The 19,788-nt window shown below is 44.9% G+C and carries 15 protein-coding genes; 4 read left to right on the top strand and 11 right to left on the bottom strand.

The genetic code is table 11. The features are described from left to right. The first annotated feature begins 271 nt into the window (after window positions 1-271). The 3 genes from EX191_RS04465 (at window position 272) to EX191_RS04455 (ending at window position 5,420) form a co-directional block, all read left to right on the top strand. On the top strand, window positions 272-2,995 hold the full coding sequence (locus EX191_RS04465; protein WP_414718281.1) for an EAL domain-containing protein: 2,724 nt from the start codon (window positions 272-274) through the stop codon (window positions 2,993-2,995). 255 nt (window positions 2,996-3,250) lie between these two features. Beyond that, window positions 3,251-4,627 (top strand): NfeD family protein, encoded by a 1,377-nt coding sequence (locus EX191_RS04460; protein ID WP_193447217.1) that lies wholly within the window; start codon window positions 3,251-3,253, stop codon window positions 4,625-4,627. A 10-nt stretch (window positions 4,628-4,637) separates the two neighbouring features. After that, window positions 4,638-5,420: a slipin family protein gene (locus tag EX191_RS04455; protein WP_005373196.1), complete on the top strand. Its 783-nt coding sequence runs from the start codon at window positions 4,638-4,640 to the stop codon at window positions 5,418-5,420. Window positions 5,421-5,504: 84 nt separating this feature from the next. Here the strand turns inward: EX191_RS04455 and EX191_RS04450 are convergent, their stop codons facing one another. Then, a complete protein-coding gene (locus EX191_RS04450; protein ID WP_193447216.1) occupies window positions 5,505-5,909 on the bottom strand; it encodes a globin in 405 nt (134 codons plus the stop codon). A gap of 238 nt (window positions 5,910-6,147) precedes the next feature. Here EX191_RS04450 and EX191_RS04445 point away from each other — a divergent pair, with 238 nt between their 5' ends. Continuing rightward, complete coding sequence (locus EX191_RS04445) at window positions 6,148-6,804, top strand: NAD(P)H-dependent oxidoreductase (protein WP_048625165.1); 657 nt, start codon at window positions 6,148-6,150, stop codon at window positions 6,802-6,804. 103 nt (window positions 6,805-6,907) lie between these two features. On the opposite strand, the gene choV is transcribed toward EX191_RS04445, so the two are convergent. The 10 genes from choV to EX191_RS04395 form a co-directional block, all read right to left on the bottom strand. Continuing rightward, window positions 6,908-8,086 (bottom strand): choline ABC transporter ATP-binding protein, encoded by a 1,179-nt coding sequence (choV, locus tag EX191_RS04440; protein ID WP_005392551.1) that lies wholly within the window; start codon window positions 8,084-8,086, stop codon window positions 6,908-6,910. A gap of 2 nt (window positions 8,087-8,088) precedes the next feature. Further along, window positions 8,089-8,931: a choline ABC transporter permease subunit gene (gene choW / locus EX191_RS04435; protein ID WP_005392552.1), complete on the bottom strand. Its 843-nt coding sequence runs from the start codon at window positions 8,929-8,931 to the stop codon at window positions 8,089-8,091. Between the two features lie 77 nt (window positions 8,932-9,008). Next, complete coding sequence (locus EX191_RS04430; protein WP_005392553.1) at window positions 9,009-9,947, bottom strand: choline ABC transporter substrate-binding protein; 939 nt, start codon at window positions 9,945-9,947, stop codon at window positions 9,009-9,011. Between the two features lie 37 nt (window positions 9,948-9,984). Next, on the bottom strand, window positions 9,985-11,700 hold the full coding sequence (gene betA, locus EX191_RS04425; protein WP_109169863.1) for a choline dehydrogenase: 1,716 nt from the start codon (window positions 11,698-11,700) through the stop codon (window positions 9,985-9,987). A 180-nt stretch (window positions 11,701-11,880) separates the two neighbouring features. After that, entirely contained in the window at window positions 11,881-13,341 is a 1,461-nt protein-coding gene (betB, locus tag EX191_RS04420; RefSeq protein ID WP_170892909.1) for a betaine-aldehyde dehydrogenase, read from the bottom strand. A gap of 18 nt (window positions 13,342-13,359) precedes the next feature. Next, entirely contained in the window at window positions 13,360-13,959 is a 600-nt protein-coding gene (gene betI, locus EX191_RS04415) for a transcriptional regulator BetI (protein ID WP_005392557.1), read from the bottom strand. A gap of 530 nt (window positions 13,960-14,489) precedes the next feature. Next, window positions 14,490-16,511, bottom strand: a complete 2,022-nt coding sequence (locus tag EX191_RS04410) for a diguanylate cyclase (RefSeq protein ID WP_414718282.1) — start codon at window positions 16,509-16,511, stop codon at window positions 14,490-14,492. 456 nt (window positions 16,512-16,967) lie between these two features. Further along, complete coding sequence (locus EX191_RS04405) at window positions 16,968-17,726, bottom strand: SDR family oxidoreductase (protein ID WP_085344422.1); 759 nt, start codon at window positions 17,724-17,726, stop codon at window positions 16,968-16,970. Window positions 17,727-17,735: 9 nt separating this feature from the next. Beyond that, the gene (mmsB, locus tag EX191_RS04400; RefSeq protein WP_047008234.1) at window positions 17,736-18,632 is read right to left on the bottom strand and encodes a 3-hydroxyisobutyrate dehydrogenase; all 897 of its coding nucleotides are present in this window, start codon (window positions 18,630-18,632) and stop codon (window positions 17,736-17,738) included. Between the two features lie 18 nt (window positions 18,633-18,650). Beyond that, the gene (locus EX191_RS04395; RefSeq protein WP_193447214.1) at window positions 18,651-19,781 is read right to left on the bottom strand and encodes an enoyl-CoA hydratase/isomerase family protein; all 1,131 of its coding nucleotides are present in this window, start codon (window positions 19,779-19,781) and stop codon (window positions 18,651-18,653) included. Window positions 19,782-19,788: the final 7 nt, after the last annotated feature.

Here is a 19,788-nt window from a genome sequence, read left to right as displayed (position 1 = left end):
GAAGAAAAGCACTAGTTACACTAATAGACTGTTTTATAAAAAGATTTACACCTTTACTAGCTGAACGATTAAACCGTAATTTGAATGCGCGGTACGTTATTGAGCATTTTAATTGCAAACACGAAAATCTAGTAATTAGAGCAAACGTTTCACTTACCATATCAGCTCAGCAAATCCTTCATTTTATCTCTATAATTTGAATCTATATCAACAATTTCTGTTAGAACATGTCGTACACTTTCAGTGAATTAACATCTATAACTATTTTTTAATGAAAACACTTCGCTTGTTTAACTTGAATCTTCGCTATAAAACCGCCTTATACTTTTCATTAGGACTGCTGGGCATGGTCATCAGCTTCCTTTTTATTAGCCGTTATTTTTTCCTGTATAGCTTAGATGAGCTCGAAGACATGGAAATTAACCATGCGAATCAGCAAGCACTCGCTGTCATAGACATGATGGTGAGCCAGCAAGAAAGCGCCTCATACGACTGGGCGTACTGGGACGAAACGTACGATCTGTTTGTTGACCGTGATATTGCGAAATATACCGAGCGAAACCTTTACACAGAGAGCATTGATGCGTTAAACCTCGATATGATGGCGTTTATCACGACTAATGGGCAAACCCTGCTCTCCTTAACTCGTGAGGATAACCCCGACACTTCTTCAGAACTCACCGCTAAAATGGCGAATCAACCTACTCTTCAAGATTACATCAAGTCCATGAATCACAAGCTTGATATCCATAGAGAGAGCATCTCAGGGTTGTTTAAAATCAACGATACTATTTGGGGTCTTAGCCTCAGCCCAGTTAGAAATAGTGAAGGCGACCGCCCTTCTAACGGATGGATGCTTTGGGGAAGAAACCTATCTTTGCGCTTTCCTGGAGACTTTAAATCCATTTTAACTGCGGAAAACTCATTAGAGACGCAGATGGTAAGTGGATCAAACAGTAGTGAGATGCGGGATATAGAGAAGACCTCGCGGTCAATAACAAAATGGGCCTCACTCTCTGATTTATCTGGTGAACCAATCGCATGGCTAAAAACGAAAACACAGCGAGAGCATTATGCGAAAGGTAATACGCTATTTATGTACCTGTTTGCAACGGTTGGCGTTGTAGCATCAATCATCGCTGCCGGCACCTACATCACGTTTAAAAATAAGGTCGCCACTCGCTTTAATCATTTTGCTGAAGGAATAAGCGAAATCGCCTCTCAATACCAGCTTGAAGGCTTACACTCTGTAAAAGTAGACGAATTAGAGTTAGCGACAAAACTGGTACAAAAGCTCTCTGAAAATACATCGTTAACCCAACTGCAATTGAAAGACTCGATGGAAAAGTTTGGTGCTCTGTACCATAGCTCCTCACTGGGCATGCTAATTGTTATCGATCGTAAAATTGTCGATGTAAATCAACGAGCGTTAGATCTGTTGAGCTACAGCAAATCGCAATTGATAGATCGTCCTCTAGACACCTTGTGCCCATCGGAGGACGATGAATGTCGAGTTGACGCCATGTTCAGAGAGCTGAAAAACGGTAAAACACAATTCGAAGCGCAAGTGCTCGATAGCAATACCGAAGAAATCGACTGTTTGATAGAAGCCACGCTCATTCAACATCATGGTCAGAGTGCACTGATGTTGTTGCTTCAGGATATGAGAGAGACAAAACAGCAAGCAGAAATGATCCAAAAACTCACCGACTTTGATCCGGTATCCGGTTTCTGTAATCGTCCTGTCATTCTCAATGCACTGCACGAGCTCGTAGAGACACGGCCAAACCATTTTTCGTTTGTGTACATTAACAGTAAAACTCTCAAGCAAATTGCAGGGGTATACGGTCACCTCATTTTTGATGAAGTGATTCAATACATCGCATCCGCAATACGCGAGCAATTAGGGGCATTCCAAATAGGCCGAATTAGTGAGCATGAATTTATCGTTTTGATTCCAGATATCGAGCACCACCAAAAAGCGATAGATGCTACCAATCGATTACTGAATCATTTGTCACATAAGGTCCAGCTCTCCGGGATCATGATGTCATTAGACAGTAAAGCGGTGATGATGGACCTAAACATTACTCACCAGTCTGTCGAGCATTTACTGCTTGCAGCACGTTTCTCATCGCAATCCGCTAAGGGTCGTCACTCTCACGAAGTATTAGTCATTGATGAAGAACTATCAGAGCAGGCGGAAACGTCCATGGTGATCAATCGCGATTTAGAAAATGCCATTAGACAAGATGCGATTAAACCTTTTTTCCAGCCTATCGTGGATGCTAAAACCACTGAAGTCATTAGCTTCGAAGCACTTGCTCGTTGGCAACATCCAACATTAGGGATGATTTCACCAGAAGTATTTATTCCGATGGCAGAACAAGGAAAACTTATCGTCGAATTGGGAGAGTCCATTCTCAAACAATCGTGCGAATTTATCAGTCGGCTCAACGGAGTTCGTCATGCGCAAGGTCTGTCGATGTTAAGCGTGCATGTGAACTTAAGTGCGCAGCACTTTTATCATGCAGGACTGATACCCTACCTAAAAAAAGTGATGGCTCAATACAACCTCTCTGCGGGCCAGCTTGTGCTTGAAATTACCGAAAGTATGTTGATGGGCGGAGAAGTAGAATCTATCCAAAGCATTCAAGACATCAAGCGACTTGGTGTTGGACTCGCTTTGGATGATTTTGGTACTGGATACGCATCATTCAGTAGCGTATGTAATTTTCCATTGGATATTGTGAAGCTGGATAAATCTTATATCGACGAGATTGAAACCAATGACAGAGCGAAAACACTGGTAAGAAACATTGCCAACATGTCTCAAGAATTAGGGTTAACTATTGTCGCCGAAGGTGTTGAAAGCGCGAGCCAAGTACGCAAGCTTAAAGTTTGGAATATTGATGAGTTGCAAGGGTTTTACTTCCACAAACCGATGCCAGCCGAGCAAGCACTCGTTCAATTTTCTCGCCTCGTAAACAGTTAGTCTCTCTCCTCTAAAACACATTAGGAAGGCAAAGTGATTACCGTCACTTTGCCTTTTTGTTGAACCTCTTCACACCAGACGCCCCACGATTCGTGACTACCGATATTCATATTAAGGCCCGTAGCCTCAGATGTGCCATGATAAATGCTGATATGACTAATTCGAGTGATCAATTACTTATTTGCACTAGTATTACTGCGTATATACTTGAATTAGGTTTTCAAAAAGTCCCTGTGACCGCACAAGGAGGACTGCATGAAACGACTATGGATATGGGTCTTACCTTTACTTTTGTTTGCTAGTCAAGCAGTGGCCAATACTGTCTGGATTGTTCCCGTCAAAGGCGCTATCGGTCCTGCTACCAGCGACTATTTGTCTCGTGAGATAGAAGAGGCACAACTCAACGGTGTCAGTTTAGTGATCTTAGAGATGGACACTCCTGGCGGCTTAGACAGCGCAATGAGAGATATTATTCACGCGATTACCACCTCCTCCACTCCAATTGCGACTTGGGTTGGCCCGTCAGGATCTAGAGCGGCTAGCGCAGGGACATATATTTTACTCGCCAGCCACGTTGCCGCCATGGCTGAAGCCACCAACCTTGGCGCGGCAACACCCGTCGCGTTAGGTGGTGCCCCTCAGCCCCCTTCATCGGATGATGGCAAAGATCAAAACGCGGAAGAAACGTCAGAAGGAACCAACGAAAGTTCAGAGAAAGTTCCTGCGAAAACCGCGATGGAGAAAAAGGTGATTAATGATGCTAGAGCCTATATTAAAGGCTTAGCAAAGCTTCATGGCCGAAATTCAGAGTGGGCAGAGAAAGCAGTGAGCGAAGCAGCGAGTTTGGACGCCACAGAGGCATTGGAATTAAACGTTATTGATTATATAGCCAACTCACCAGAGGATTTAGTCAAAGCCATTGATGGACAAACAGTTAAAGTTAACAATCGTGATGTGACATTGTCACTGGAAAATCCCGTATGGATTGAAAGAACACCCGATTGGCGAGCAGAAATGCTAGCCGTTATCACAAACCCAAACGTCGCCTACATCCTGATGCTCATTGGCATCTACGGTTTGCTTCTTGAGTTTTACAACCCGGGCATTGGCTTACCCGGCGTGTTGGGTGGTATTTGTTTACTCCTCGCCATGTACGCATTACAAATGATGCCTGTGAACTACGCTGGGCTTGGTCTGCTGTTACTCGGAATTGCACTGATGATCGCGGAAGCATTCAGCCCGAGCTTTGGCATTTTGGGCTTAGGTGGTGTTGTCGCCTTTGTGCTCGGTTCCATCTTCCTCATGGACAGTGAGTTGCCAGGATTTCAGATCGCCCTTCCTTTAATTTTCGGTATTTCCATCTTTTCTGTCGCGCTGATCGTGTTGACGGTCGGCCTGCTGCTCAAAATACGCCGACGACGTGTGACAACAGGTTTAGAAACTTACCCTGGGAAAATCGCTGTCGTGAGCGATGACTTTATCGATGGCGAAGGACGCGTTCAACTTGACGGTGCGCTATGGCGAGCCAAAACCAAAGACCATCAACAACTCAAACAAGGTGATCATGTCACCATTGTGAATGTGAAAGGGCTGACCTTAACCGTGATGCCTGATGACCGCCAAAATAAATAGGAGGCGCTTTATGATGCTCTATACTGTTGCGGTGATCGTGGTGCTGTTGTTCGCACTTGCGACCCAAATGTTTAAGGTTTTGAGAGAGTATGAACGTGGGGTTGTATTCTTTCTTGGTCGCTTTCAAGAAGTAAAAGGCCCTGGCTTAATCATTCTTATCCCATTTATCCAACAAATGGTACGGGTGGATTTACGTACTGTCGTTTTGGATGTGCCGACACAAGACTTGATAACCAAAGATAACGTGTCTGTGCGCGTCAATGCGGTTGTTTATTTTCGCGTAGTCGATCCTCAAATGGCAATTAACAACATCGAAAGTTACAGCGATGCCACCAGCCAGTTAGCGCAAACCACGCTGCGATCAGTATTAGGTCAACATGAACTGGATGAATTACTATCAGAGCGCGAGCGTCTCAATAAGGATTTACAATCCATCCTCGATCAACAGACTGATGACTGGGGCATCAAGATTGCCACGGTTGAAGTCAAACATGTTGATTTAAATGACAGCATGGTCAGAGCGCTAGCGCGTCAGGCTGAGGCAGAACGTAACCGTCGTGCGAAAATCATTCACGCTACTGGTGAGTTAGAAGCTTCTAATAAATTAAAAGAGGCAGCTCAAATGCTCAACGAAGCGCCGAATGCGCTGCAATTGCGTTACATGCAGACACTCACGGAAATCACGACAGACAAAACATCGACTATTATCTTCCCAATGCCGATCAATCTTGTCGAAGCCGTCAGTGATATCGCCGAAGCGGTAAAAAAGAATAAAGAGACACAAGACAAATAAAAGCCATACTCAAGGAAGTAAGCTGTTTACACGTTACTTCCTTGCTTTAACTTGCTTGTTTTCGAAGAGCATTTAGTTTCTCTTTTAGTGTTTGGAGCACTCCCGCTTCATTACCGACAAACCTGTGTTAAAACAAGCTCTCCACGCTGTTTCGACATCATCGTCGTATTCAAAATCACACTCTTGAACCGTTTCGATAAGGCTTTCAAACCAAACATCAATATCCTGTGGTTCAATGCCAATATCGGAACTCGCATGCTTCTTACCATATTTCTCCACCATCTTGTGCGCCTCGTTAGAGGTATCGGCCATCATAAAAAACACGATAGATCCTCTAAGCATTCGCACCTGTTGGTGCATGTCGACATCATCAAACTTTTGTCTGAAGCTTGTACTTTTTGACCATAAATTCTTGTAAAACAAGTCGAAAAAGCCTTGGTTCGCGATACAACGTTCATAACTATCGTTGAAAACTTGAATCACGTTCATGTTGCTCTCCATTACTCTCTTAATATGAGTGTAATTTAATAATCATCAAAAGCATCTAAATGATGATGCCTAATCCTATGAAGCACGCCAATTTTCAATAAAAAGTAAAAAGTGATTCAAATAAACGCCCTCTTATCAATGAAAAAATATCCCGTATTATGAATCCATATTCGAGGTACGCATGGTTGTCGATGCTAAGCGCATCCTCATTTGTCACAAAAATAAAAAGGATACAAACGTGTCTCATCAAATCATTACTGATCTAAACAGCCGCTACACTGCTAAAAAATACGACGAAACTAAACGCGTTTCTCAAGAAGATATGGCAATCATCAAAGAAGCACTCCGTCTTTCAGCGTCTTCGATTAACTCGCAACCGTGGAAATTCATCGTGATTGAAAGTGATGAGGCCAAGCAACGTTTCCACGATACATTTGCAAATATGCACCAATTTAACCAGCCACATGCTAAAGCCGCGTCACATACGATTCTGTTTGCGTACGATCCAAACTTCACCAAAGAGAAGTTCGCGAAACGTGTGGATGCCGAAGTAACGTCTGGCCACCTACCGGAGGAAATGTACAACAACTTTATGGGCGCCTACGCTTTTGCCGATGCAAATACGGACGAAAATGGCTTTAACGGAAACTGGACAAAAGCACAAGTCTATTTAGCGCTAGGCAATCTACTACACACATTGGCTCGTCTGGGTATTGACTCAACGCCGATGGAAGGCGTAGATCCAACACTGATTGGAGAAGTATTCAAAGAAGAATTAGAAGGCCATGTCTGTGAAGTTGCACTGGCGATTGGCTACCACAAAGACGGGGAAGATTATAATCATGGTCTACCAAAAGCTCGCCTTGCGATGGATGATGTAATTACGACTCTATAGTCGACCGTTTCCTTAGCTTAACTACTTAACTCATTGTTTAAACCAAAAAGAGCCGCACTAATGTGCGGCTCTTTTTTAGCTTGGCTTCAACTCTACTCTAACTTTATGCCACTTGCTCGGACTTAAAGTTACCAAGCAATGCATCGTAAAGCTCGTTGTCGCTTAACACACCAACTAACTGATTGTCCTCCACCATAAGCAGAGGCTGATTGCTGCGCTGCTTAAGCTCAATCGCTTCTCGCATACTGATTTCCGGGCTAACCTGAACCAGCGAATTTTCGTTTACCTCATCAAGGTTCGAAGAATCGCTCTTCCATTGAACCAACGACTTATCTGTACCCGCTAAGCTTAAGCCTTTGCTCTCTTGGGTCACCCAAATATCTTTGTCAGGGCAAATTAGAACACGCTCATCTTCACGAACTAAGTCGTCACGCATCAAAGAGCGTCCCTTAAGTACGTTCAATGGATTAGTGTGGGCAACAAAGTCAGCCACATAATCGTTTTCTGGAGCAAGAATGATCTGTTCTGGCTTGCCGTGTTGAATCAACTTTCCTGATTCCATAATGGCGATGTTGTTACCGATTTTAAGCGCTTCATCCAAGTCGTGGCTCACAAAAAGAATGGTTTTGTTTAGCTTTTCTTGAAGCAGAATCAATTCATCTTGAAGCTGAGCACGAATCAATGGGTCAAGCGCTGAAAACGGCTCATCCATTAACAAGATATCTGTGTCCATCGCGAACGCTCGCGCTAGGCCAACACGCTGCTGCATACCACCAGAGAGCTCGTGCGGGAATTTCGTTTCCCACTCAGACAAACCGACCATTTCGAGCTGTTCACGCGCTTTTTTACGGCGCTCTGCTTTGCCAATGCCTTGCATTTCTAGACCAAACGCAACGTTATCTAATACCGTTAACCATGGCATCAATGCAAACTTCTGAAACACCATGGATACGCGGTGAGTACGAAGGTGGCGCAACTTCTGTTCGTCACAGTTAGAGAGCTCAACCATGTCGTCGCCGTCTTTAATTTTCAGAGAACCACGAGAAATTTCGTTCAACCCGTTAACTGTTCGCAGCAAACTTGATTTACCCGAGCCTGAAAGCCCCATCAAAACACAGATCTCACCCTGTTTCACGTTCAGCGAAACATTATCAACCCCAACCACTTGGCCAGTTTCGTCGATGATTTCTTGTCGAGACTTGCCTTGGTCTAGTAGTGCTAACGCTTGTGACTGCTGCTGACCGAAAACCACATCAAGATTTTGAATAGTAATAGCGTCCATGATTAAGCCTCCTTCTGGTTTGGTGCTTTACACAAGCGGTCAAGAATGATGGCGACCAGTACAATCGCTAAACCCGCTTCAAAACCTTGCGAGATGTTTACTGTATTCAGTGCACGCACGACTGGCTTACCAAGTCCATCAGCACCAACAAGTGCCGCAATGACCACCATAGAGAGAGACAACATAATACATTGCGTAACACCGGCCATAATACTTGGTAATGCCGCAGGTAACTCTACCTTAAACAGCAACTTCATGCGGCTTGCACCAAATGCTTTGCCCGCTTCAAGTAGCTCCTCCGGCACTTTAATAATACCGAGGTACGTCAATCGAATTGGCGCAGCGATAGCGAAAATGATGGTCGAGATTAGGCCAGGGACAATACCTAAGCCAAACAGAACCAAAGTTGGAATTAGGTAAACGAATGTCGGTACGGTCTGCATCAAATCGAGGATTGGTCGCAACAAGGTGTATAACCAAGGACGGTGTGCCGCCATAATGCCCAACGGCACGCCAATTAATACGGAAATCGTTGTCGCTGCAAACACAAGGACAAAGGTTTCCAGCATTTCTTGCCAGTAACCAAGGTTGAGAATTGCGAGCAAGGCCAACACGATGAATACAACAAGCGGAATGCTGCGGTGTAAGAACCAAGCAATTGCCGCCGTCATAATGATTGGCGCTGCAGGTGGCATCCATTTAAAAATGTCCACCACGAAAAGAATGATCGTTTCAAGTGTAATAGAGATTGCATCGAAGAAACCCGATGCATTGATGGTTAACCAATCGACGCCAGTTTCCATCCATTGGCCCAACGGTAGTTTGTTGTCCGTAATAAAATTCAAAATAAAACCTTTGTGTTAATGAAGCGGGCATGACTGCCCACTTTTTTTTCAAAAAAACGCGCTTAAAAACTGCTTAATTAAGCGTTAGTTTTTAAATAGTTTGTAATTGCTGTTACTGCGTCTTGACCATCCACCGTCTTAACGCCTTCTAGCCACGCTTCAATTTGTTCTTGGTTTGCGTTCAACCATGCTTGCGCTGCTTTCGACGGTTTCTGCTTCTGGTTGAGAATCGCTTCCATCAATTCGTTTTCCATTTCTAGGTTGAATTCTAGGTTTTTCACTAGCTGACCTACATTTGGACACTCAGCAAGGTAGTTTTTACGTACGTTTGTGTACACATTCGCACCGCCGTAGTTAGGGCCGAAGAAGTCGTCACCACCCGCTAGGTATTCCATTTCAACGTTGCTGTTCATTGGGTGCGGGGCCCAACCTAGGTACACAATCCATTGGTTGCGGCGCGCAGCACGTGATACTTGAGACACCATGCCAGCTTCACTGGATTCAACTAGGCTGAAGTCTTTTAGGCCGAATGCGTTGCTATCAATCATTGATTGAATTAAGCGGTTACCATCGTTACCTGGTTCAATGCCGTAAATGCGGTCTTTAAATTTGTCGGCATGTTTTACTAGGTCAGCGAAGTTGGTCACGCCTGCGTCATAAACGTACTTTGGAACCGCGAGTGTGTATTTTGCGCCGACGAGGTTCGCGCGTACGGTTTCAACGGTACCTGCATCACGGTATTTCGCGATGTCACCTTCCATCGTTGGCATCCAGTTACCTAGGAAAATGTCGATATCGCCATTGGCCATAGAAGAGTAAGTAACAGGTACCGATAGTAGATCGGTCTTCGTTTTGTACCCCAACCCTTTTAGCAGCTCAGATGTCACGGCGGTGGTCGCCGTAATGTCGGTCCAACCTACATCTGCAAAACGTACCGTTTCACATTGGTTGGCATAAGCGCCTGTTGCTAAAGTACTTAGTGCGATTGTTGAGAAGATTTTTGTCATCTTAGACATATTGAATTCCTTGTAATGATTACTGACTTTTTCGTTTTTATGAGATCGAATCGAGATCTCTTTTTGGCGGATGCATTCGTTGCATCTCTTGCCAGTTCGGTGCAATCCAAACTGGTGCGTTGTTCGACGTTTCCAGGGCGTTATCCAAAATCATGTCCGCGGCGCGTTCTGCCACCATAATAGTTGGCGCATTTAAATTACCGTTCGGAATGGTTGGGAAAATAGAAGAGTCCACCACACGTAAGCCTTGAATACCGCGTACTTGGCATCGCTCATTCAAAACCGCTAATGGGTCATTGTCTGCGCCCATTTTGCAGGTACAAGATGGATGGTAAGCACTCTCGACATTCTGCTTCACCCATTCATCAATTTGCTCATCCGTTGTGATATTCAGACCCGGCTGGATCTCATCACCACGAAACTCATCCATGGCTGGCTGATTGAGGATCTCGCGAGTAAGGCGAATACAATCACGCCAATCCTGCTTATCTTGTTCAGTGGAAATATAGTTAAACTCAATCTTCGGCTTATCATTCGGATTAGCAGAGACAACTTCGACCGAACCGCGACTTTCGGGCTTGTTAGGTCCAACATGTACTTGGAAACCATGACCGTCAAAAGCAGCTTGTCCGTCATAACGCATTGCCGCTGGCAAAAAGTGATATTGAATATTTGGCCACTTTAGTCCCTCACGAGACCGGATAAACGCACATGATTCAAAGTGGTTAGTAGCCCCAAGGCCTTTGCGAGTTAATATCCACTCAGTGCCAATCAAGCCCTTGCTCACCAAACCTAATTTGCTGTTGAGTGTGATAGGTTGCTTACAGTGATATTGGAAGTACACTTCTAAGTGATCTTGCAGGTTTTTACCTACCCCTTCCAACGGATGTTTCACCTCAATGCCCGCTTTTTCTAATACTGCTTTAGGGCCAATGCCTGAAAGTTGTAGTAGCTGCACCGAGCCTACCGAGCCAGCACTCGAAACCACTTCATGGTTCGCAAAACATTGCTGAACTGAACCTGACTTTTCGAATTCAACACCAACCGCTTTCTTGCCTTCTGCGCCTGTTTCTTCTAGTAAAACGCGATGAACCGTCACTCGCTTCATTAGGGTGAAGTTTTTGCGTTTTTTAGCACGGCTTAAGTATGCATTAGAGGTTGAAGCGCGTACGCCTTTGTCAACGGTCATATGCATTGGGCCAAAGCCCTCTTGCTGATAACCGTTGTAATCTTTTGTTTCTGGGTAGCCCGCTTCTTTACCTGCATCAATAAAAGCTTGGTACAGCGGATTGAGCTTCATATCGTTGCCGTTACATGTGCCGACTGGGCCATTATCGCCTCGGTATTCATCTGCGCCACCGACCCAAGACTCTGCTTTACGGAAATAAGGCAAACACGATTGATAATTCCAGCCTTTAGCTCCTTCCTCTTCCCACTGGTCAAAGTCACAAGCGTGTCCACGAACGTAAACCATGCCGTTGATCGACGAACTACCGCCCAGAACTTTCCCGCGAGGACAATGAAGTTGACGGCCATCCAACCCTTGCTCTTCAACTGTCTCAAACTGCCACGCGTATTTTTCAGTGTTCATCGGGTAAGAAAGCGCCGTCGGCATTTGGATAAAAATACTTTTATCCGACCCACCCGCTTCGAGTAATAGGACCGAATATTGACCACTTTCACTTAAGCGATCCGCTAACACACAGCCGGCCGAACCCGCACCGACGATGATATAATCGTAGTGTTGTTGCATTTGATTCTCCTAGGAGTTAATACCAATCACAGTAGATAAGTGAACGAAATTAGCGTAGGAAAAATGCTTGAGAACAAGGCGGAAATTTTCGATAAGTAGTTAGCCTACAATCAAAATTGACAACGCAGTTATCGAGCATTTTAACAAGCTAAAGTGGTCAGTTATCTACTACGATTGGTATCATTTGTAAGGGCTTTCGAAGTCGCTTAGCTGAACCAGAACACTCTTCGTTTGCGTGTAATGTTTAAGGGTTTCGACACCGTTTTCACGGCCAACACCTGATTGTTTGTAGCCACCAACTGGCATTTCCGCAGGTGAGTCGCCCCATGTATTCACCCAACAAATACCAGCTTGAATTTGATGAATCACGCGGTGGGCACGAGATAGGTTTTGAGTAAATACGCCTGCAGCCAAGCCATAATCGGTGCCATTTGCACGCGCAATCACTTCCGACTCATCACGGAATTTCAGCACTGACATTACCGGACCAAAGATTTCTTGCTGAACGTGGCTCATGTCATCATCGCAATCGACAAATACGGTTGGAGCAACAAAGTTACCATTGGCTAAGCCATTCTCTGTTACTTTGTAGCCACCAGTCAGTAACGTCGCGCCACTCGCTTTCGCGGCTTCAATCGCTCCTAGTACTTTCGATTCATGATCTTTAGAGATCAGCGCGCCAATTTGCGTGTTCTCATCAAGCGGATCGCCGACAACTAACAATTCAGTTCGAGCTTTAAGTTGTGCGATAAAGTCATCATAAATACCTTCATGAACAAACACGCGTGTACCGTGCGTACAAACTTCACCTTGCGTGTAGAAGTTCGCCACCATGGCCGCAGAAACGGCATCGTTTAACTTTGCATCATCAAAAATAATCAGTGGAGACTTACCACCCAGCTCCATCGTTACTTGTTTTAGTGTCTTAGCGCTGTCACTCATGACGACTTTACCGGTGCCTGATTCGCCCGTGAACGATACTTTTGCGATGTCAGGATGCGCCGTTAGCATCTGCCCTACTCGGTAATCCCCTTGTACGACATTAAATACGCCATCTGGCATGCCCGCTTCTGAATAAATTTCTGCTAGCTTAAGCGCTGTTAATGGTGTTTCTTCTGATGGTTTGAAGATCATAGCGTTGCCCGCAGCCAGTGCTGGCGCCGATTTCCACATCGCTATTTGGATTGGATAATTCCAAGCGCCAATACCTGCGCAAATGCCCAATGGCTCGCGACGTGTGTAGAAAAACTGGTCTTCGCTGAGTGGCTGCTGTTCACCTTGCAAGCTTGGAGCAAGACCCGCATAGTACTCAAGAACATCGGCACCTGTTGTTATATCAACCGCGATAGCTTCTTGAATTGGCTTACCAGTATCTGCCACTTCCAATGCAGCCAGCTCGTCATTACGCTCACGTAAAATGGCAACGGCTTTGTGTAAAATACGGCTACGCTCGATCGCAGTCATTGCTGACCATGCAGCAAAACCTTTCTTTGCCGACTCAATCGCCGCTTCGAGATCGTCTTGGTTCGCTTGTTTAATGTTGGCCAATGGCTCACCATTCGCCGGATTGTAAGTGGTGAAGTGCTCATCTGAACACCCGTTGTACATCGCACCATTGATATAGTGTGCTTTCATTTCCATTTTGAAGACCTGTGACTTTTATATTTTTTCAGAATAAAACGTAAGTTGTTTGTCGAGATAATCGTTGATGATGATTCTCGCTCTTTCTGCATCAATGCCTTGCGGGTTGAGCGTTCCGCGCAGCCAAATACCATCGATAAGTGACGCAATACCATGAGCAACCAGTTCGGCCTGCTCTGCATTTAATAATGCTTTGAGTTCTTTTCTTAGGTGGGACAATAAACGTCGTTCATTGACACGCTGCAAACGCTTAAGCTGCTCGTCATGCATTGAGTACGACCAGAACGCTAGCCAAGTCTTCGCAACTTGGTTTTCTGCCTGATAGCCGACAAAGTTACCGTCAATGATGGCATTAATTCTTTGGTGATGAGCATCGCTTGGCAGCTCACGTAACTTCTGTGTGATAGTGGACGAAAGCTGACGCAAGATCTCTCGCATCGTTTCCTCCAACAACCCATGCTTACCACCAAAATAGTGATTGATAATTCCCGTTGATACACCTGCTTCTTTACTGATCAACGAAATACTAGCAGCGTGTAAACCGACTCTATCAATCACTGACATTGTCGCTTTCACCAGCTGTGGTTTTCTGATTTCAGGCATCCCCACCTTTGGCATTTTGCGTCCTTGTTATTTTTAATTGAACGGTTAGTTAAATATAAAATGCCTGAAAATTAGTTCGAACTCAAATCATTTTTTAAGAAAAAGGTTATTAACAAAGGAAGGAAAGTTGATGGTGTACGCAAAATTTCTATGCGATAACTTGTCGTAAAAGTCAAAGATGTGTTTAAAAATCCAAATAAAAACACAAACAAACCAATAACTTATTGAAGCATCAATTTTTAACACACCTTTCAGAGAATTGTTTTTCGTGCCACAAAAATCCACACCAGAAAAATTTTACATCGACCACTAATCATTTCACCTGTATCGGCTTTGTTTGTATAAAAAACAGACATACTCGTGTGTTATAGCTTCGTATACACAAGTGACATTAGTACTTTGAAAATGTGGGAGATAAAACGAGTAGAAAATACTGAACGCTATGAGTATGTAATTCGATACTCTTAAGCTAAGCGATTTTGAAGTAATCAGTAGGAAGGATGAGTTCAGGCTCACCGTTTGATGAGCCTGCATTCTTGATTTTATTAGGTCAGCTTGCTCCCTTTCACGCAGTTACGTCCATCCGCTTTAGCTTGATAAAGTAATTTATCTGCCTGATCACAGAGTGATTTAAAATTCATCTCACTATCTTCAGTCGTCACAACACCAAAACTACAGGTCACTCTCACTTCTTCATTCTGTTCCGTGACGAACCCATGTAAGGATAAAGCGCTACGTAATCGTTCAGCGGTAATGAGAGAGTCTTCATGATCGGTATTGGGCATCACAACAACAAACTCCTCACCACCAAAGCGTGCAACAATGTCATTTTCACGCACCGTCTCTTCTAGCACTTTGGCAACGCCTGTTAGTACGGCATCACCGAACACATGCCCATAGGTATCATTCACCTGTTTAAAATAATCTACATCGATTAGCGCTAAACTTACCGGCCCCGACTGCGGCTTCTTTGGCACCATTTTCTGTTTATCGAGTTTGCTATCCACCCATTTGTTTAAAGCTAGGTAGCCGTACTTAACTTGCTCGACTTGCTCAGACACAAAATGCTGCACCTTTTCTTGCTTAGATTGAGGCGTCGGCTTTTCTTTGCGTTCACGTTTCGTCTCTACGGGTTTAGTGAACCAATCTTCTAAAAAACGGCGATTGAATAACCCTGTCAACGTATCTGTCTTTGCTAGGCGGCGCATTCTTAAACGTGATCGATTCACAACAAGGAATACCACTGCCATCATAAAGAGAACACCAATGAGTGCTAGTAGCGCTTCACCCAATAGATAAAAGGTACGACGGTTATTTTCCAGTTCCATACGCTGCAACACGTTGTTCCAGTTGAGATCTTCGTTCTCATATTCAAGTCGTTCCAACTCAAATAACGTCTGCTGGCGCTCAAGATTTTCAACTTCTCTTTGGTTGCTAAATTGGATGAATTTATCGTGATAGTTGCCGTAAGTTTTATACGCTAATTTAAAGTCATTGCTTCCCGCGTAGGCCATGGCAGCCACTTTGAGTAGTTCCATTTGCTGTTGCTTAACATATCGGCTCTCGATAATTTCCGGCAACATAGGCGCGATCATCGCTAGAAGTGTCTCAAACTGCTTCTGTTCTAGCATATATTCGGCTTGCAACAGCTTAAATGTCGCTAAGTAGGCGCTAGAGGTTTCTCTATATTGTAAGTTCTCCGCCAGCTTTAAGTGGCGAACCATCTTATTTTCTTGGTTCGTCTCACGGTATAAAGCAGCAAGCTCGAGGTTAACTCGAAACCTAAAGCGCCCGCCACCGATGATTTGCGCGAGCTTTAGCGCTCTCTGATACGATACAATCGCCTCTTCGTATTGGAACTGTGCCTTATGAAGCTTTGCTATCGTTAAGACGTTCAGCAGCTCATTGAACGACATGCGTCTATCCCTAAAATAACGGTACGCTTGTTCCAACAATGCTTCTGAACGGTCATAGCCCTGAATTTTGACCAGTACGTCACCAAGTTCTAGCGCCGCCCGTTCGACCAATCCTTGAACGCCAGAGGACTCAGCCGCATCCATTGACGACATAATTGCGGCATAGGATTTTTTAAACTCGCCCTGCTCATCGTAGTAACGTCCTTTTAGCAACAGGATCTCCGACTCGAGCTGCTTATCGCCATTTTCACGCGATGTTTCCAACAAACTATCCAACGAAGACAGCGCGGTATCGATATCGCTCTTTCCGACCATAGTTCGCATCAGAATCAACTTAAACAAGAGATACTCATGGCTTTGTGGACGCACAAGTTCCAACCCTTTTTGTGCGACGTTTTGGCTCTCTTCCGCGCGCCCAAGTAGCTCTAGAACCGTGGACTTTGCAAGCCAATAACGTACCAGTAGCTCTGTTGGTTGATTTTGTAGTAGAGAGTCTTCTTCTAACGCCTCAATCAAAGCCAAAGAGCTCTGAGGTAATGCGTAAATTTGATTTTCAATGCCTTCTAGCGACTGTAAAAACTTACCTTCTTGTTCAACCTTTTCTGCGGATGCCTGAATAGAAAGACACAGACACCCCAATAGTAGTGGCATCGTCCTAAGCGAATGAAATAGTGACATTATTGCTCTTCCCTAATGGGTAGTTACTTCAGTGTAATAGAGAATTCTGGTTATTTTATTATTAAGGTAGCTGAAGGTTATTCAGCCAGCCTCATATTCCCATGTATTTTGCGCTGAATAATAAATCACCATCTTTAGATGTCGAAATGGTTTTCGGTCACAATATAATCAATAAGAGTGTTTTTCATACCCCAAGAAGCAAAATCTCATCAATGAGACAAATAATTGTCTTGATTGTGAATTAATGCATTTACATAAAAATTAACACGAGAGAACTTATTCATACCAAAAATACAAAAGAGTTGTAAATGTAATCGGTACAGCAGCCGTTGCTAAAACATCCATTAAAAATTATCGATAGAAACAATATAAGAAAGGAGGAAGGAAGCGGACAATCAAGCTCGCTCCCCTTTTTAATATGAGGAGGGGCTACATTCGCATTCCGCCATCGACTTCGAATACTCTTCCAGTCACGAACTCATTGGTTAACACGTATTTGATGGTCGAAGAAATTTCATCAGCAAGACCTAAGCGTCCGACAGGAATCATTTTGACTAAACGCTCCATCGCTTCAGGTTTTATTTGGTCCGTCATGGCAGTCTTGATGACACCCGGAGCAATCGCTACTGAGCGAATTCCGAAACGCCCTAACTCTTTCGCCCACACCGTCGCCATGGTGGCTACCGCCGCTTTGGATGCAGAATAGTTAGTTTGACCAATATTCCCCGCACGCGCGACGCTCGATATGTTGATCAACACGCCTTTACTGTCGGTGTTCAGCATTACCTTGCTTGCTTCGCGGCCACAAAGAAAAGTGCCTGTCACATTCACATCCATAACAGACCGAAATTGTTCCAGCGACATCGCGTTAACCTGACCATCTTTAACTTTGATGAACATGCCATCGCGCATAATGCCTGCGTTATTGATCACGCCATTGAGCTGTTTGAAATCCGCTTCAATTTGCTCAAAAGCAGCGCACACTTCTTGTTCTTCCGTCACGTTCGCTACATAAAAACGAGTAGTGACGCCGAAAGATTCACACTCCGCTTTCGTTTCAGCCAGTTGGTCTGAATTGAGGTCTATAAGCGCAAGGTGAACACCGCTTTCCGCTAGCGACAGCGCCATTTGTTTACCAAGCCCCTGCCCGGCCCCTGTGATCGCAATAACCTTATTTGCTAGATCCATAAGCACTCCTTAGGCCTGATTTTGCTTTTGGTAGAACTCAAACAAGCTTGAAAAATCTTTTTGTCCGTTGCCCTGACCGTTGTGAAAATTAAACAGGTTACGAGCCAAGCTGCCCATTGGTGTTGATGTTTGACTGGCAACCGCCGCTTCCATCGCAAGACCGAGATCTTTCGCCATTAAGTGACTCATAAAGCCGCCCTGATAACCATTGCTTGCAGGCGTGTTTTCCATCACACCTGGGCACGGGTTGTAAAGCTCTAGCGCCCAGTTACGGCCTGAACTTTGCAGCATGATGTCAGACAGCACTTTGGGATCGAGTCCGTTTTCCATGCCTAAATTGAGTGCTTCACAAGTGCCGCTCATCAAAATGCCCAACATCATGTTATTGCAGATCTTCGCCACCTGACCGGCTCCGGCATCCCCTGCATGGAAAATGTTTTTGCCCATGCGGCTAAGCACCACCTTGGCTTGAACAAAGTTCTCTTGTGAGCCGCCAACAATAAAGGTCAACGTGCCTGCTGCTGCGCCCGCAACCCCGCCAGACACCGGTGCATCAACAAAGCTGATGCCAAGCTGCAGCGCCTTTTCGCCAACCAAACGAGCGGTCGCTGGATCGATGGTCGAAGAGTCGATTAGCAGCGTTCCAGAATCTACGCTATCTAATATCCCGTCTTGACCAAGATAAACACTTTGAACGTGTTGGCTAGCAGGTAGCATGGTGACCACCACGCTCGCACCTTGAACGGCTTGTTTTACCGAATCTGCACTCGACGCACCAAGTGCGGTAAGTTCTGCTACAGCGTTTGGATTCAAATCATACACTTCGACGTTCAAGCCCGCTGTGAGTAGGTTCTTAGCCATAGGCGCGCCCATGTTGCCAAGGCCAATAAATGCAATTTTATCCATGTCGTATTTCTTCCTTGTCTAAAGTGCCACAGTGGTAACCGAGGATGCGGTCAGTGGGTATTCTGCTGAATCAATTGGCGCGAAGAAGCGTTCCAAAACTTGTGGCGTTACGTCAGAAACCGTGCGATGTTGCCAAGTCGGTTGATTGGTTTTATCGATAATCAGCGCACGAACCCCTTCTCTAAAATCACCTTCTAAGCCGCAACGTAACGTCAGATTAAATTCCATATCAAAACACGCTTTCAAAGAGAGGTTTTGATACTGCGTTAGCTGCTGATAAGTGATATTGAGCGACAACGGACTGCCATAATTCAATGCTTTTTGCGCATTGATGAACCACTTATCATCAACGTCGGCACTGCTGATTGCGCGAACAATCGAATCTAAATCACCCGAACAAAGCTGCTCAATCAATCCCGCATATGGCATCAACATCCCTTCGCTTGGCTCGTCCACTTGTACCGAACGTAGCGTAGTGGCGATTTTTTCGTTGATGTTCGCTTCACCTTTCCAACTTACCGATGCGAGCAGATCCAACAGTGCTTGTTTGCTTTCTGGCTTTGCAATCCATTGGCTTAACCCCAACGCTTTCATGTCTGTCGCGTTGATTTGGCAAGCCGTCAAACTCAGGAAAAGTGCCAAGTGTTTTGGCAGCTGATTTAGGAAGTACGTCGCGCCTACGTCTGGGTAAAGGCCGATCTTGATCTCTGGCATCGCAAAGCGTGTGGTGGTTTCTGCTACGCGATGACTTGCGCCCATAAATAAGCCCACACCGCCGCCCATCAGATAACCATGCCCCCACGCGATGATCGGTTTTGGATAAGTGTGAATAAGATGATCACAGCGATATTCGAGGTCAAAGAAGGTTTCCATCGCTGAAAACGCAGAATCAAAGTCTTGCTCTTTGTTCTCTAAAGCACGGTAGATCGCTTGAATATCACCACCAGCACAAAACGCTTTTTCACCTTGAGCATGCAAGAATACCGCGACGATGCTGTCGTCCGTTTGCCATTCATTAAGCTGTTTGTACAACTTCTCAATCATTACGTAACTCAGCGCGTTAAGGGCGGCTGGATTATCAAGCTCCAACACACCAATGACAGAGCCATCAGCGCACTCAAGTTTTGAAACATTTACTGTACCTGTCATTTGGCCT

It is taken from the genome of Vibrio chemaguriensis, assembly GCF_012275705.1.
GTDB classification, from domain to species: domain Bacteria; phylum Pseudomonadota; class Gammaproteobacteria; order Enterobacterales; family Vibrionaceae; genus Vibrio; species Vibrio diabolicus.
Note: the sequence above shows the minus strand (reverse complement) of the source record. Positions and strands in the feature narration are given on the sequence as shown.

What these genes read in the sequence shown, in the direction of transcription:
- betI (WP_005392557.1), bottom strand. Translation starts at nt 13,959, where the DNA reads ATGCCAAAGGTGGGGATGCCTGAAATCAGAAAACCACAGCTGGTGAAA.
- betB (WP_170892909.1), bottom strand. Translation starts at nt 13,341, where the DNA reads ATGGAAATGAAAGCACACTATATCAATGGTGCGATGTACAACGGGTGT.
- mmsB (WP_047008234.1), bottom strand. Translation starts at nt 18,632, where the DNA reads ATGGATAAAATTGCATTTATTGGCCTTGGCAACATGGGCGCGCCTATG.
- betA (WP_109169863.1), bottom strand. Translation starts at nt 11,700, where the DNA reads ATGCAACAACACTACGATTATATCATCGTCGGTGCGGGTTCGGCCGGC.
- EX191_RS04460 (WP_193447217.1), top strand. Translation starts at nt 3,251, where the DNA reads ATGAAACGACTATGGATATGGGTCTTACCTTTACTTTTGTTTGCTAGT.
- EX191_RS04450 (WP_193447216.1), bottom strand. Translation starts at nt 5,909, where the DNA reads ATGAACGTGATTCAAGTTTTCAACGATAGTTATGAACGTTGTATCGCG.
- EX191_RS04395 (WP_193447214.1), bottom strand. Translation starts at nt 19,781, where the DNA reads ATGACAGGTACAGTAAATGTTTCAAAACTTGAGTGCGCTGATGGCTCT.
- EX191_RS04410 (WP_414718282.1), bottom strand. Translation starts at nt 16,511, where the DNA reads ATGCCACTACTATTGGGGTGTCTGTGTCTTTCTATTCAGGCATCCGCA.
- EX191_RS04430 (WP_005392553.1), bottom strand. Translation starts at nt 9,947, where the DNA reads ATGTCTAAGATGACAAAAATCTTCTCAACAATCGCACTAAGTACTTTA.
- EX191_RS04455 (WP_005373196.1), top strand. Translation starts at nt 4,638, where the DNA reads ATGATGCTCTATACTGTTGCGGTGATCGTGGTGCTGTTGTTCGCACTT.
- EX191_RS04405 (WP_085344422.1), bottom strand. Translation starts at nt 17,726, where the DNA reads ATGGATCTAGCAAATAAGGTTATTGCGATCACAGGGGCCGGGCAGGGG.
- EX191_RS04465 (WP_414718281.1), top strand. Translation starts at nt 272, where the DNA reads ATGAAAACACTTCGCTTGTTTAACTTGAATCTTCGCTATAAAACCGCC.
- choV (WP_005392551.1), bottom strand. Translation starts at nt 8,086, where the DNA reads ATGGACGCTATTACTATTCAAAATCTTGATGTGGTTTTCGGTCAGCAG.